Origin of the sequence: Mycobacterium sp. 155, from assembly GCF_000373905.1 — a bacterium.
Classification (GTDB): Bacteria; Actinomycetota; Actinomycetes; order Mycobacteriales; family Mycobacteriaceae; genus Mycobacterium.
The window spans coordinates 3,742,930-3,757,374 of record NZ_KB892705.1 but is presented as its reverse complement, the minus strand read 5'-3'; the positions used below and the strand labels follow the sequence as shown (position 1 = coordinate 3,757,374).

Genomic DNA, 14,445 nt, shown 5'->3' with positions numbered 1-14,445 from the left:
CGTACCTTTCTGCCGCCGTGGGGAAAGCTGCACACCAGCCTGCCATCTCGGCGCCGTTCAGGTGGGTAACTGACGGGTGCTGGTTGGGGCTGCAGACCGTAGTGGCAGACTCAACCCTCGTGACGAGTCCCATTCAGACCGCGACGGCGACCCTGCACACCAACCGCGGTGACATCAAGATCGCACTGTTCGGAAACCACGCTCCGAAGACCGTGGCCAATTTCGTTGGGTTGGCGCAAGGCACCAAGGACTACAGCACCGAGAACGCTTCCGGCGGCACGTCCGGTCCCTTCTACGACGGGGCCGTCTTCCACCGTGTCATCGACGGCTTCATGATCCAGGGCGGTGACCCGACGGGCACGGGCCGTGGCGGGCCGGGATACCAGTTCGCCGACGAGTTCCACCCGGAACTGCAGTTCGACAAGCCCTACCTGCTGGCCATGGCCAACGCCGGGCCGGGCACCAACGGCTCCCAGTTCTTCATCACGGTGGGCAAGACGCCCCACCTGAACCGCAGGCACACCATCTTCGGCGAGGTCGTCGACCCCGAGTCGCAGAAAGTGGTCGACGCCATCGCGACCACGGCGACCGATCGTGGAGACCGTCCGACCGAGCCGGTCGTGATCGAATCGGTCACCGTGTCCTGATCTTCTAGAGTTCGCCAGACGACGCGACGCCCTCCTGCGCGGGGGCGTCGCGTCGTTTGTGCGGACAGATCTAGTAGCCGGCCGCTTTCAGGGCGTCGAGAACGTCCAACGGATCGGTCCCAAGGTCCCACCGGGTGAAGACGGTCAGCCGGTCATCGACGGTGTCGACCTCCAGGAGTCGCACTTTCCGCCCGATCCGCCGGAACTCGGTGATGCGGATCGACCGGATGTCATTGCGGCGGAGTGTTCGGGTGCGCCACCAACCGCCGATCGCCAAGCCCTCGCCGGTGATTGCCAGCTTCGGCCGCGCGCGCCACGAGAAGCTTGCAAAGGTGATCAATCCCACCCCCGCAACGCCGGCCAGAACACGTCCCGGAGAATCTGTGATCAAAGTCACAGCCCCGGTAGCCATGACGAGTCCGGTTATGCCGCAAGCGAGGATTCCCAACGTCGACGGACTCCACTGCGTTTGCTGCACAGGTTTGTCACACCCTCTTACCGTGGCTAATGAAGTTATCCACAGGTGCTATCCACAGTGGGGATGAATAACAACGATGTGATTGGACCGCCGCGACGTTGCTGAATCCTCGGCGCCTGGAACGTGCGATGAATTCATCATCGTATCGCCGCAGCTCAGTGCCAGCGCATCGTGAGCAAAAGTCCGGTGATCATGAAGGCAAACGCGATCGCGTAGTTCCACGGACCTAACTCGGCCATCCATTGCAGGAACGACGGAGTGTCGATCGGATTGGTGGCAGCGAGCTGGAACACCAGCAGCCAAATCAGGCCGAACAGCATCAGCCCGATGAACAGCGCCACGAACCAGATACTGGACGGTCCGGCCTTGACCTTGACCGGTGTCCGGCTCACCGGCTTGATGGTGAAGTCGTTCTTCTTACGGACTTTGGACTTGGGCATGGGTACCTTCACGGGCAGTCGGCGTCACACGGTGCGACGATGGAAGCAGGATGCTTCACGACACTAACGTAGCTGCACGTCCAGGGGAGAAATCGATGGACCGACCGCGCCGATCCCGGTGGCGGTTTGGCGTGCCGGTGGTGTGCCTGCTGGCGGGTTTGCTGCTGGCCGCGACCCACGGGGTTTCGGGCGGTGGCGAGATCCGCCGCAGCGACGCGCCGCGTCTGGTCGACCTGGTGCGTGAGGCTCAACAGTCGGTCGAGCGGTTGACCGCCCAACGGGACGCGTTGGCCGACCAAGTCGACAGCCATCACGGTGGCACGCCGACCTCACACGCCGCGCTGAAAGCCATCACCGGACGTGCCGACGCGTTGGCTGTCGATGCAGACATCACCCCGATGCGTGGACCGGGTCTGGTGGTGACCCTCAACGATGCTCAGCGCGACGCCCAGGGCCGATTCCCGGGGGACGCCGCGCCAGACGACCTGGTGGTGCACCAGCAAGACATCCAAGCCGTGCTCAACGCGCTGTGGAGTGCGGGCGCAGAAGGTATCCAGATGCAGGATCAGCGCATCATGGCCGGCTCCGCGCCGCGTTGTGTCGGAAATACTCTCCTGCTCAACGGCCGCACCTACAGCCCGCCGTATGTCATCACCGCGGTCGGTGACGCGGGTGCCATGCAGGCCGCGCTGGCTGCAGCTCCCCTCGTCACGCTCTATAAGCGGTACGTGGTGCGGTTCGGGCTCGGTTACGTCGAGGAACCCCGCGCCCAGGTGGACCTCGTCGGGCATACCGAGCCGGTCCGGATGCGCTATGCCCAGCCGGCGGGTCCCATCGGGTATTGAGTCGGTAACCTGGGCCGATGCAGGTTCTGGTGGTCGACAACTACGACAGTTTCGTGTTCAACCTGGTCCAGTACCTGGGCCAGCTCGGGGTGCACGCGCAGGTGTGGCGTAACGACGACGCGCGGCTGGCCACCGAAGCCGATATCGCGAAGGCAGCACAGGACTTCGACGGGGTGCTGTTGAGCCCAGGTCCGGGCACGCCGGAACGTGCGGGTGCGTCGATCCCGCTGGTCCGCGCCTGCGCTGAGGCGGGTACTCCCCTGCTCGGTGTGTGCCTGGGACATCAGGCCATCGGCGTCGCGTTCGGCGGCACCGTGGACCGGGCCCCGGAGCTGCTGCACGGCAAGACCAGCGTGGTGCATCACGCGGATGCCGGTGTGCTGCGAGGACTTCCGGATCCATTCACCGCCACCCGGTACCACTCGCTGACGATCCTGCCCGAAACCGTGCCGGCCGGCCTCGAGGTGATCGGGCAGACCGACAGCGGCGTCATCATGGCCGTGCGTCACCGTGAGTTGCCCATCCACGGTGTGCAATTCCACCCCGAATCGATCCTCACCGAGGGCGGGCACCGGATGCTTGCCAACTGGTTGGTGCTCTGCGGTTGCCCGCCGGACGAGAACCTTGTGCGTCAGCTCGAGGACGAGGTCGGCCGCGCGGTTGCCGCGGCTACGAAGCGAACGCCAGCGTAATCGGATCCCCGAAGTTCACCGGGGTGCCCGGAGACGGGCTCTGGGTCACCACGGCGTTGGTCCGCTGACCGCTGTTCGATACATCGGGGGCACGGTTGAGGTTCCCCGTCCAGCCGTACGCATTACGCAGGTTGGCCTCGACGTCGGTCCAGAATCCCCCGCGTACATCCGGCATGACGAACTGGTTGCCGCGCGACACCCGGATCTGGATCAGGGTGTCGACCGGGACGTTCTGTTCGGAGGCCGGCTCGGTGCCGACGACCTGCCCCTTAGGCTGCGGGCTGTCGACATCGACACTGACCGTGTTGGGGAACCCCGCAGCGTTGAAGATCTGCTTACACACATCGGGACTCTGTCCGGCGCAATCGGGCACGATCTTGCTGCCCGGCCCTGAGCCCACCACGATGGTGATCTCGTTGGTGATCGCCGACGTCTGATTCGCCGGCGGGATGGTCGCGATCACCTTGTCCTTCTGCTCCGGCGTGGAGGCGCTGGGCGATTCCTTGTATTTCTCGAACCCGGCAGCCTTGAGCTTGTCCCTGGCCTGCACTGGGCTGAGTCCCGTGACGTCAGGCACGAGTGCCTGGTTCGGGCCGGTCGAGACTGTGATGGCGACGTCATCCCCGGCGCTGGCCTGCGAGTTGGCGGCCGGATCAGTGCTGATGACCTTCTCGGGCGGGACCGTGTTGTCCGGCTGACGGTCTATGTGGGTCCGGAAGCCCCGGTTCTGCAGCGCAGCGACCGCGTCGTCGGCGGTCTGGCCCGTCACATCCGGGACCTGCACATCGCGCGGGCGGTCACCGATCATGTTGATCGCCACCGTCACCACCACGGTCAGCACCGCCAGCACCGCCACCGCGATCAGCCAGCGACCGATCGAAGCGTTGCGGTCCCGGCCGGCGGCCATGGGTTGAATGGGGGCGGGCATGTGCTCGGTCTGCGCGCCGAACGACATCGGGCCGGACTGCGTCATCATCGACGTGCGTTCGGCGTCGGTGAGCACCTTGGGCGCGTCCGGAGCCTCGCCGCTGTGCACCCGCACCAGATCCGCGCGCATCTCCGCCGCCGACTGGTACCGGTTGTCGGGATTCTTGGCCAGCGCCTTGAGCACCACCGCGTCGAGTTCTGGCGGGATACCCGGATGCCGCGTCGACGGTGGTACCGGGTCCTCGCGGACATGCTGATAGGCCACCGCGACCGGTGAATCACCGATGAAAGGTGGCTCTCCCGTAAGGATTTCGTAGAGCACGCAGCCCAGCGAGTAGACGTCCGAGCGGGCATCGACGGGCTCGCCGCGCGCCTGTTCAGGCGACAGGTATTGAGCGGTGCCGATCACCGCGGCCGTCTGGGTGACGCTGTTGACGTCTGCCAACGCTCGGGCGATGCCGAAGTCCATCACCTTCACAGCGTTGTTCTTGCTGATCATGATGTTGGCCGGCTTGACGTCGCGATGGATGATGCCGTGCTGGTGGCTGAAGTTCAGCGCCTGGCAGGCGTCGGCGATGATCTCGATCGCCCGCCGCGGGGGGACAGGCCCGTCGTTGTGGATGATGTCGCGCAGTGTGACGCCGTCGACGTACTCCATCACGATGTAGGGCAGCGGCCCGTTCGGCGTTTCGGCCTCGCCGGTGTCGTAGACCGCGACGATCGCGGGGTGGTTCAGCGCGGCGGCGTTCTGCGCTTCGCGGCGGAAACGCAGGTAGAAGCTGGGGTCGCGGGCCAGGTCCGCGCGCAGCACCTTGACCGCGACATCACGGTGCAGGCGCTGGTCCCGCGCCAGATGGACTTCGGACATGCCGCCGAAGCCGAGGATCTCGCCGAGTTCGTATCGGTCGGAAAGGTGCTGAGGAGTCGTCATCGCAATATCTGCTCCGGGGCAGCAAATTGCTGCGGCACGATCATGGTGAATCCCGTCGCACGCGCTGAATCTATTTCGCTCCTCGCGTGCGCTGGGTCGATTTCGCTCCTCGCGTGCGCGGCGGGTGACTGGAAGGGCGTCGTCTGCGTCACCGTATCGGTGACCGTGGGCGGCGGCGACTGCTGACGGTCCTTGCGGTCCTGCGCGTTGAGCACGATCAGGACCGCGATCACGATGGCCAGGGCGCCGAGCACCCCTGCGGCCCACAGCAGGGCGCGCTGGCCAGACGAGAAGGTCCGCCGCGGCGCGGCCGGCCGGTGGTTCGCGGTGCTGGTGCGGGGCCGCGCCGCAGTCGCCGGAGCGCGCCCGGTCAGGTCCGCCGCTGCGCGGGCCTGTGCGGCTGACGGCACGGCAGCGGGCGCGGCCCGGCCCAGCGTGGGAGCCTGGTTGGGCCGTGGCGGGCGATGGCCGGCACGCACGGCGGCGACGGCGTCGGCGAACGGGCCGCCCGACTTGTAGCGCATGCCCGGGTTCTTCACCAGCGTGATCTCGATCAGCTCGCGCACGTTGGGCGGCAGATCCGCCGGCAGCGGTGGCGGGGTCTCCTTGATGTGCTTCATCGCCACGGTCAAGGCGCCGTCGCCGGTGAACGGGCGTTTACCCGACACCGATTCGTAGCCGACGACACCCAGTGAGTACACATCGCTGGCGGCGGTGGCGTCATGCCCGAGCGCCTGCTCAGGGGCGATGTACTGGGCGGTGCCCATCACCATGCCGGTCTGCGTGACCGGCGCGGCGTCGACAGCCTTGGCGATGCCGAAGTCGGTGAGCTTGACCTGCCCGGTCGGGGTGATCAGGATGTTGCCCGGTTTTACGTCGCGGTGTACCAGGCCTGCGGTATGTGCGACCTGCAGGGCGCGTCCGGTCTGCTCGAGCATGTCAAGGGCGTGCCGCAACGACAACCGTCCTGTGCGTTTGAGCACCGAGTTCAGCGGCTCGCCGTTGACGAGCTCCATCACCAGATACGCCGTGCGGCCCTCGCCGTCCAACTCCGTCTCGCCATAGTCGTACACGCTGGCGATGCCGGGGTGGTTGAGCATGGCCACGGTGCGGGCCTCGGCGCGGAACCGTTCGACGAACTCCGCGTCGGTCGAGAACTCGGCCTTGAGCACCTTGACGGCGACGCGACGGCCCAGCCGGGAGTCGACAGCTTCCCACACCTGGCCCATGCCGCCGGTGGCGATGAGTCGCTGCAGCCGGTACCGGCCAGACAGCGTGACCCCGACCCGGGGGCTCATATATCCACCTCCCAGACTCGCTTGACGCATGCTGAACCGACGATCCGCTCGCGCGAACTCACGATCCGCCCGCAAGCGTCACTCATGATCCCTCCCGCAGCGCCGCCGCGATGGTGGCGCGTCCGATGGGGGCGGCCAGTGCGCCGCCGGTGGCCGACAACCGGTCCCCGCCATCCTCGACCAGCACCGCGACCGCGACCTTCGGGTCCGTGGCCGGTGCAAAGGCGATATACCAGGCGTGCGGCGGAGTGTTGCGGGGGTCTGTCCCGTGCTCCGCCGTACCGGTTTTCGAAGCGATCTGCACGCCGGCGATGGCTCCCTTCTGCTGCGTCACCTGCTCGGCGCCGACCATCAAGTTCGTAAGTGTAGCGGCGACCTGCGGTGACACCGCCCGGCGCTCTTGGACGGGGGCAGTGGTGCTGATGGTGGCCAGGTCGGGCCCTTTCAGGCTATCGACCAGGTAGGGCCGCATGGCGACACCGCCATTGGCGACGGTGGCGGCCACCACGGCATTCTGCAGCGGGGTCATTGCCACGTCACGCTGCCCGATGCTCGACATTCCCAGCGCCGCACCGTCGTCGATGGGCCCGGTGGTGGATTCGGCGACCTGTAGCGGGATGGCCGGGGGTGTGGTGTCCAGGCCGAACGCCTGCGCGGTGCTCTTGAGCTTGTCGGTGCCAGTGTCGAGGCCCAACTGCACGAATGCCGTGTTGCAGGACTTGGCGAAAGCTTCCCGCAGTGACACCGTCGGGGCGGGACCGCACGGGGCGCCACCGAAGTTCTCCAGCGTCGCCGTGCTGTCCGGCAGGTTGGTCCGCGCCGCCGACGTCAGCTGAGTGTCTGTGGTGGCGCCCGCCTGCAGTGCCGCGGCAGTCGTGATGACCTTGAACGTGGAGCCCGGCGGGTAGGTCTCCGAAATCGCCCGGTTGAGCAGCGGCGAGGTCTGGTCATCGCGCAGCTTCTGCCAGGCGGCGGCCTGCGCGCTCAGGTCGTGGGTCGCCAGCAGGTTGGGGTCGTACGACGGCGACGACACCATGGCCAGGATCTTGCCGGTAGAAGGCTCCAGCGCGACCACAGAACCCTTGCACGGGCCGTTGTCGCAGCCGCTCTGCATGGCATCCCAGGCGGCTTGCTGCACCTGCGGCTTGATCGTCGTGTCGACATTTCCGCCGCGCGGATTACGACCGGTGAAGAAGTCGGCCAACCGGCGGCCGAACAGCCGCTCGTCGGAACCGTTGAGGATGGTGTCCTCGGCCCGTTCCAGCCCAGTGCTGGAGTAAGCCAGCGAGTAGAACCCGGTGACCGGGGCGTATACCAGCGGGTTCGGGTATACCCGCAGGAAGCGGAACCGGTTGTCGGTCGACACCGAGTAGGCGAGCAGTTGGCCGCCCGCGGTGATCTGGCCGCGCTGGCGGGAGTACTCGTCGAGCAGCACACGCTGATTGCGCGGGTCGGCCCGGAGCCCGTCGGCCGTGAACACCTGGGTCAGGGTGGCGTTGGCCAGCAACAACACGATCAGCACCATGATCGTGACGGCAACCCGGCGCAGCGAGGTGTTCATACCTTCTCGATCACCTCGGTCTTCGCCGCGGCGATCGGGGTTGCGTTGGGTTGCCGGGTGGTGGTGATCGGCCTGCGTGCACCGTGTGAGATCCGAACCAGGATGGCCAGCAGCACATAGTTCGCCAACAGTGACGAGCCGCCGTAGGACATCCACGGCGTGGTGAGACCGCTTTCCGGGATGAGCTTGGTGACGCCACCGACGACGATGAACAGCTGAATCGCCAGCGTCGAGGACAATCCGCCGGCGAGCAGCTTGCCGAAGCTGTCCCGCACGGCGATGGCGGTGCGCATGCCGCGGATGATCAGGATCGTGTAGAGCATCAGCACGCCGGCGAGACCGACCAATCCGAGCTCTTCACCGATGGCGGAGATGATGAAGTCGGTGGAAGCCTCCGGAACCGTGCCGGGCTGACCGTTGCCGAGGCCGGTGCCGAAGATGCCACCGGTGGCAAAGCTGAACAGCGACTGCACCATCTGGTAGCCGGCGCCATCAGGATCGGCGAACGGATCCAACCAGTTCTGCACCCGCACCTGCACATGGGTGAAAATGTGATACGCCACAACGCTTCCCGCTGCGAACAGGGCCAAACCGATTACCACCCAGCTGAGCCGTTCGGTGGCGATGTAGAGCAGCGTGAGGAACGACGCGTAGAGCAGAAGTGAAGCGCCCAAGTCTTTTTCGAAGACCATGACGCCGATCGACGCGATCCACGCCAACAACAGTGGCGCCAGGTCGCGAGGCCGGGGCAGATCCATGCCGAAGACGTGTTTGCCGGCACTGGTGAACAGCTCACGCTTGGCCACCAGCACGGCGGCGAAGAAGATGAGCAGCAGGATTTTGGAGAGCTCGGCTGGTTGAATTGAGAAGCCCTTGAACTGAATCCAGATCTTGGCGCCGTACTGCTCGGAGTACTTCGCCGGCAGCAGGGCGGGAATCACCAGCAGCACAAGGCCGGTCAGTCCGCAGACGTAACCGTAGCGGGCGAGCATACGGTGATCGTGCAGGAAGATGACCACCACGCAGAACGCCGCGACTCCCAGCAGCGTCCACAGCATCTGCTGGTTGGCGGTGCCACCGAGACCGTCGGAGTTCGAGGTGCCCTTTGCCAGGTCCAGGCGATGGATCATCACCAGGCCGAGTCCGTTGAGCAGCGCGACCACGGGCAGCAGCAGCGGGTCGGCGTAGGGCGCGAAGCGGCGTACCGCCAGATGGGCGGTGCCGAAGAGCGCGAGATACCCGACGGTGTACCGGAGCAGGTCCCAGGTGATGCCCTGCTCCTGATTGGCCTCGACGATCAGTAACGCGACAGTGGTGATCAGTGCCGCGAACCCCAGCAGAAGTAGTTCCGCGTTGCGCCGGTTGGGTAGCGGCGGTGTCACGGTAACCGGTGACTGGGGTGCGGTGGTCATGCCACCGCCCGGCAGTCCGTCCCCGGTACCTGCGACGGGGGAGGTAGCGCTGTGGCGGTGGGTGTTGACGGCGGGGCAGGCTCCGCGGGCACCGATCCGCCCGGTGGCCGCGCAGTGGGCTCTGGAGACGGTTCAGGGGAGGGCGCGGCGGTCGTCGTCGCCGGCGCGGAAGGCGGTGCCGACATCGGCGCCCGACTCGCTGTGGTGGTAGGCCGTGGCAGCGGAGAACTCGTGGTGGTCGGCGGGGTGCGCGGGGCACACACCGGTAGCACCGAACTACGCGCGAGCTCCTGGATCTGGGCGATGGCCTCATCCTGCGTGCCGCCCGGTAGACCCGCGGTCACCTGGGCCCGTTCGGAGGGGCGCATGTCGCTGACCGCCATCAACCGGCAGCCGAGGTTTTCGTGGTTGTCGCCGGCACCGATCAGCGAGAGTTCATTGCGATTGTTCAGGCATCCCAGGCCGTAGGGCTCTTGCAGGGAGATCCCGAGAAACGAGCCCTGGACACCGCGCATGATCGCCACGACGCCGTCGTGCTCGCCGACGTAGTAATTGCTGCGGACAATCTGTCGGCCGATCGCCAGGCCCGCGAGCACGATCAGTACCAGCACGATCGCGGCAATCACGTAGCGCCGTCGGGAGCGTGGTTTAGGCACCGGTTCGGCGGGCTGGGGGACCACTCTTTTGGGTTCGTTGCGGCGCGGGTTGAAGGCCGAAGCCCGACCCGCCGCAGTGTTCGGCGGGGCTGTGTCGTCGTCCACGCCGGATACCGCGCCGGCCAGGATCGGCTGAGTCTGGCCGTAGTCATAGTCGACGACGTCGGCGACCACCACCGTGACGTTGTCCGGACCGCCGCCGCGCAAGGCCAATTCGATCAGCCGGTCGGCGCATTCGGTCACATCCTCGATCTGCAGCGCCTCGTGGATGGTCTCCTGGCTGACCGGATCAGAGAGCCCGTCGGAGCACAGCAGGTAACGATCACCCGCCTTGGCCTCGCGCATCGTCAGCGTCGGCTCGACCTCATGGCCCGTCAGCGCCCGCATGATCAGCGAGCGTTGCGGGTGGCTGTGCGCCTCCTCGGCGGTGATACGACCCTCGTCGACCAAGGTCTGGACGAAGGTGTCGTCCTTGGTGATCTGGGTCAATTCGCCGTCACGCATCAGGTAACCGCGGGAGTCACCGATGTGCGCCAGGCCCAACCGGCCGCCGGCGAACAGGATCGCAGTAAGCGTCGTGCCCATGCCCTCGAGCTCGGGATCGGCATCGACATGAGCGGCGATCGCCGAGTTGCCTTCGGCCACCGCCGAATTGAGCTTGCCGAGCAGGTCGCCACCGGGTTCGTCATCATCGAGATGAGCTAATGCGGCGATGACCAGTTGCGAGGCCACCTCGCCGGCGGCGTGTCCGCCCATACCGTCAGCCAGGGCGAGCAACCGCGCGCCCGCATAGACGGAATCCTCGTTGTTGGCGCGGACCAGGCCGCGGTCACTGCGCGCGGCATATCGAAGAACGAGGGTCATTTCGCTCCTCGCGTGCGCGGGCCTATTTCTGCTCCTCGCGTGCGCGGCGTCATTTCGCTCCTCGCGTCCGCGGGGTCACGGCCTAAGCTCTATTACCGTCTTGCCGATTCGCACCGGCGTGCCAATGGGAACCCTTACCGCTGTTGTCACCTTCGCCCTGTCAAGGTATGTGCCGTTGGTCGATCCTAGGTCCTCCACGTACCACTCCGAACCGCGTGGCGACAGTCGGGCGTGGCGCGTCGAGGCGTAATCATCTGTGAGCACCAGTGTCGAGTCGTCGGCCCGGCCGATCAGGACCGGCTGGGAGCTCAGCGTGATGCGGGTGCCGGCGAGCGCGCCCTCGGTGACAACCATCTGCCTGGCGATATGCCTGCGTTGACGGCTGGGTAGCAGCGAACCGCGCAACGCCAACCCGCGACGGACCATGACCGCGCCGGTCGGCGCGTAGATGTCGGTGCGCAGAATCCGCAGTACCGACCAAATGAACAACCACAGCAGCAACAGAAACCCGACGCGCGTCAGCTGCAGCACTAACCCCTGCATCTGACGTCCTCTCCGTACCCGTGCCAACGGTGTCGTTCCGTGCCCTGCGGCATCGTCACGATACTTGGACGGCGACTGGGATGAGGGTGAAGCGGGTTGCTAGCCACCCCGGTGTGTCCGGTCCGATACCTCAGTGCACGCGCACGATGATCTCGGAATGGCCCAGCCGGATGACGTCACCGTCGGCCAGCTGCCATTCCTGCACCGGGGCGTTGTTCACAGTGGTGCCGTTGGTGGAGTTCAAGTCCGACAGCAGGGCGACCTGGCCGTCCCACCGGATCTCGAGGTGCCGACGCGACACCCCGGTGTCCGGCAGCCGGAATTGGGCGTCCTGACCACGGCCGATCACGTTGGCGCCTTCGCGCAGCTGGTAGGTCCGGCCGCTGCCGTCATCGAGTTGCAGGGTGACTATCGCGCCGCCGGCCTGGTAGTCGGCGCCGGCGTAGCCGCCGTACCCGGCCTGACCACCTTCCTGGCCGTAGTCGTAATCGCGCCCCTGGTCGCCGTAGCCGCCTTGGTCGCCGTAGCCCTGATCCTGATAGCCGTGGGCGTAATCCTGCGGACTGTAATCCTGCTGCGGCTGGCCGTAGCCGCCGCGCTGGTCATAGGGCTGCCCACCGTAGCCGCCTTGGTCCGGGTAGCCGCCCGGGCGGCCTTCGTGCCGGCCGTAGTCGTCGGGGCGCCCGCCGGGCTGACGTCCATAGTCATAGTCGGAGCTAGGGCCGGGGCCGGACGGACTGCCGTAGCCTCCGCCCTGGGGCGGGCCGTACCCGCCAGGCTGCTGACCGTAGCCGCCGGGCTGCTGGCCGTAACCGCCACCGCCGCGCTGGTCGTAGCCGCTGCGATGCTCTGGGTAACCACCCTGGTCGGCGTAACCGCCGCGGTCCGGATAACCACCCTGATCGGGGTAGCCGCCCTGGTCGCCATAGCCTCCGCCGCGAGGCGGGTAACCGCCCGGCTGCTCCTGCGGGGGATAGCCGCCGCGCTGGTCATGGTCGTCCTGCGTGGGATATCCGGCACGTTGATCGTCCTGCGCGGGATACCCGCCACGCTGATCGTCCTGTGGGGGATACCCGGAGCGCTGGTCATCTTGTGGGGGGTAGCCCCCGCCGCGCTGGTCATCCTGCTGGCGTCCGTACCGGTCATCGAAGTAGTCGTCGCCAGGCCGACCTTGTCCCTGGCCGCCGCGGTAGCTCGGATTGTCGGTCATAGATGGTTCTCCTGATTCTGCGGTGAACGCCTGGTCGCGATGCACTCGTGCGGACTCGCCGACGGCGGAATCGGGGTTGACCGCGCCGTGTGCGCGGAACTGTCCGGTGTGCAAGTTCGGTGATTGCTCGAATCTGACGACCACATCACCATACGTTTGCCACCCCTGATCATGGATAAATCCCCCCAGATGTTTGGCGAAAGCGGACGCGGTCAGGTCAGTATCGGCGCTTACCTTCTGATAGTCAGTGTCACTGAGAGTAATTACGTAGGCGTTCGGCGCCAAAACTTGGCCGCCGCCTACGGTGCGGGCGCCGGCCTGCGCCTCGCGGCGCAACATCGCCTCCACCTCCTGTGGGACGATCGAGCCGCCGAAGACCCGCGCGAATGCATCGCCCACCGTGGACTCGAGCTTGCGTTCGATGCGGTCGACAAGACCCATATCACCGCCCGCCTTCACTCGTTGTCGTTCATGGTGCGCACCGGCAACCGAAGCCACCGCGTGTCGCTCTGGCCACACTGCTCACATGAATGGTATCGGCCATGCGCGACCGTGCGGGACCAACAGAACTCTGAGAATCAGATCGCTGCAGGTCAGTGACCTGATCTTGATGACATGAACCATTCTTTGTGCTATCGGAGACCTCGAACGTCGCGGTTTGGGAACCGTGTGACCGCAGTGATAGGCTGCCCCGGGTCGCTCGGGCGAGTGGCGGAATGGCAGACGCGCTGGCTTCAGGTGCCAGTGTCCTTCGGGACGTGGGGGTTCAAGTCCCCCTTCGCCCACTACCAGCAGTTCTACGAACTGCCGGCATCAAGGTCACGAACTCGAAAGAGGTCGTGACCTTTGTGTTTGTGGGGGCTGTCGGTCACCGCGCCTCGAATCCCGGGGGTGGGGGACTTCGTGGCCTAAGTCCCCGAAGGGCATCAACTTGGCGCGGCTCACTGGTCGTCGGTCGAGCCGGTGTTGTCGAGTCGTTCTAGCGCTCGATCTAAGTCGGCGAGTGAGCCACAGACAACCGCCCCATACGTGCGATCCAGACCCGCTTGGCGCGCAAAATGGGCCCAGCGCTTCTCGGTCGCGATTACGGCGCAGCTTGGGATGGCAAGGGCAAGGACACACATGTCTGTCCGATCATGCTGCACCAGCGGAAAGCTGTGATCACGATGACGGTGGATTCTCAGTTTGGATATGACGTTCGTGACTGGCACGCCGCCGACGAACGAGCGGACTCTCTCCTTCGGGTTGTCTGCGAGGAAAAGTAGGTGGGGGTCGACCCCGAGTTCCTCGCAGGTGTCGTTGACATAGTCTAGAATTCAGATGAATTCTTGAGTGAGAATCAGGTCGACGAGCCGCTGGCGATAGCCCGCATCGTTCTGTAAATGGTCTCGAACCGCTGTTTCGAACTCAACGTCGGCAGGCCCACGTCGATGCTCGGGCCGGATATCGACACCGTCCATCATGAATAGTTCTGGGGGACCCGCTAGGTTCAACCACTCCCAATTTTCGCCGCTGGCTCCCGCGAGGTCGATCAAGTCTGCAGGGACCTCGGCAGGTGGACCTTCTGGCTGGTCGTCGGTTGCTATTGAAGTGACAAAGCGAAATCGGCCAGTTGCCGTTCCGAAGGCATGATTCACGCCGTACCCGAGAATGTTCGTATCAGGTGGTGCGGGCGTCCGGCCGCACCACCGCCAAATTTCTGACCGTACCCACGCGCGCTCCACAGAGTGGACAGGTGCGAGTGTGGCGTAGGCGCTGACGTCGCGCATAAGGCCCGCAAGGTCGTGCCGGGAAGTCGTGTCGCGGCGATGCCAGGTCTCGAGGTAGTGAGAAGCGGATAAGGGAATCGATACGAGACCTGCTTCACGCAGCTCAATCAGCCGCTGTACCAACTTGTCAGCACGCGGGTCGTGCGACTGGACGCCGCGCAACAGCGCCACC

The 14,445-nt window shown here is 65.7% G+C and carries 13 protein-coding genes and 1 tRNA gene; 4 read left to right on the top strand and 10 right to left on the bottom strand.

The window, feature by feature from the left end:
- The first annotated feature begins 101 nt into the window (after positions 1-101).
- Positions 102-647 carry a peptidylprolyl isomerase gene (locus B133_RS0117835; protein ID WP_018602965.1) on the top strand — a complete coding sequence of 182 codons (546 nt, stop codon included), beginning with the start codon at positions 102-104 and terminating at the stop codon, positions 645-647.
- 70 nt (positions 648-717) lie between these two features.
- On the opposite strand, the gene B133_RS0117830 is transcribed toward B133_RS0117835, so the two are convergent.
- The gene (locus tag B133_RS0117830) at positions 718-1,125 is read right to left on the bottom strand and encodes a PH domain-containing protein (protein WP_026256569.1); all 408 of its coding nucleotides are present in this window, start codon (positions 1,123-1,125) and stop codon (positions 718-720) included.
- A gap of 155 nt (positions 1,126-1,280) precedes the next feature.
- Entirely contained in the window at positions 1,281-1,565 is a 285-nt protein-coding gene (gene crgA / locus B133_RS0117825; RefSeq protein ID WP_018602963.1) for a cell division protein CrgA, read from the bottom strand.
- 95 nt (positions 1,566-1,660) lie between these two features.
- On the opposite strand from crgA, the gene B133_RS0117820 reads away from it, so the two are divergent.
- Positions 1,661-2,410, top strand: coding sequence for a DUF881 domain-containing protein (locus B133_RS0117820; RefSeq protein ID WP_026256568.1), 750 nt, complete (start codon positions 1,661-1,663; stop codon positions 2,408-2,410).
- 17 nt (positions 2,411-2,427) lie between these two features.
- Positions 2,428-3,102 carry an aminodeoxychorismate/anthranilate synthase component II gene (locus B133_RS0117815; RefSeq protein WP_018602961.1) on the top strand — a complete coding sequence of 225 codons (675 nt, stop codon included), beginning with the start codon at positions 2,428-2,430 and terminating at the stop codon, positions 3,100-3,102.
- Here B133_RS0117815 and pknB read toward each other — a convergent pair.
- The 7 genes from pknB to B133_RS0117780 form a co-directional block, all read right to left on the bottom strand.
- Positions 3,080-4,960 (bottom strand): Stk1 family PASTA domain-containing Ser/Thr kinase, encoded by a 1,881-nt coding sequence (pknB, locus tag B133_RS0117810; protein ID WP_018602960.1) that lies wholly within the window; start codon positions 4,958-4,960, stop codon positions 3,080-3,082. The two genes, B133_RS0117815 and pknB, sit on opposite strands and share 23 nt — an antisense overlap.
- Positions 4,957-6,258 (bottom strand): protein kinase, encoded by a 1,302-nt coding sequence (locus B133_RS0117805; protein WP_018602959.1) that lies wholly within the window; start codon positions 6,256-6,258, stop codon positions 4,957-4,959. The genes pknB and B133_RS0117805 overlap by 4 nt, the downstream gene beginning before the upstream one ends.
- A gap of 82 nt (positions 6,259-6,340) precedes the next feature.
- Positions 6,341-7,819: a D,D-transpeptidase PbpA gene (pbpA, locus tag B133_RS0117800; RefSeq protein WP_018602957.1), complete on the bottom strand. Its 1,479-nt coding sequence runs from the start codon at positions 7,817-7,819 to the stop codon at positions 6,341-6,343.
- Complete coding sequence (locus B133_RS0117795) at positions 7,816-9,231, bottom strand: FtsW/RodA/SpoVE family cell cycle protein (protein ID WP_018602956.1); 1,416 nt, start codon at positions 9,229-9,231, stop codon at positions 7,816-7,818. The genes pbpA and B133_RS0117795 overlap by 4 nt, the downstream gene beginning before the upstream one ends.
- The gene (locus B133_RS0117790; protein WP_018602955.1) at positions 9,228-10,751 is read right to left on the bottom strand and encodes a PP2C family serine/threonine-protein phosphatase; all 1,524 of its coding nucleotides are present in this window, start codon (positions 10,749-10,751) and stop codon (positions 9,228-9,230) included. Before B133_RS0117790 ends, B133_RS0117795 begins: the two co-directional genes overlap by 4 nt.
- 75 nt (positions 10,752-10,826) lie before the next feature.
- A complete protein-coding gene (locus tag B133_RS0117785; RefSeq protein WP_018602954.1) occupies positions 10,827-11,294 on the bottom strand; it encodes an FHA domain-containing protein in 468 nt (155 codons plus the stop codon).
- A 130-nt stretch (positions 11,295-11,424) separates the two neighbouring features.
- Positions 11,425-12,945 (bottom strand): DUF3662 and FHA domain-containing protein, encoded by a 1,521-nt coding sequence (locus B133_RS0117780; protein ID WP_018602952.1) that lies wholly within the window; start codon positions 12,943-12,945, stop codon positions 11,425-11,427.
- A gap of 261 nt (positions 12,946-13,206) precedes the next feature.
- On the opposite strand from B133_RS0117780, the gene B133_RS0117775 reads away from it, so the two are divergent.
- A tRNA-Leu gene (locus B133_RS0117775) sits at positions 13,207-13,289 on the top strand.
- Between the two features lie 531 nt (positions 13,290-13,820).
- On the opposite strand, the gene B133_RS24495 is transcribed toward B133_RS0117775, so the two are convergent.
- The gene (locus B133_RS24495) at positions 13,821-14,444 is read right to left on the bottom strand and encodes a hypothetical protein (protein WP_157625914.1); all 624 of its coding nucleotides are present in this window, start codon (positions 14,442-14,444) and stop codon (positions 13,821-13,823) included.
- Between the last annotated feature and the right edge of the window lies 1 nt (position 14,445).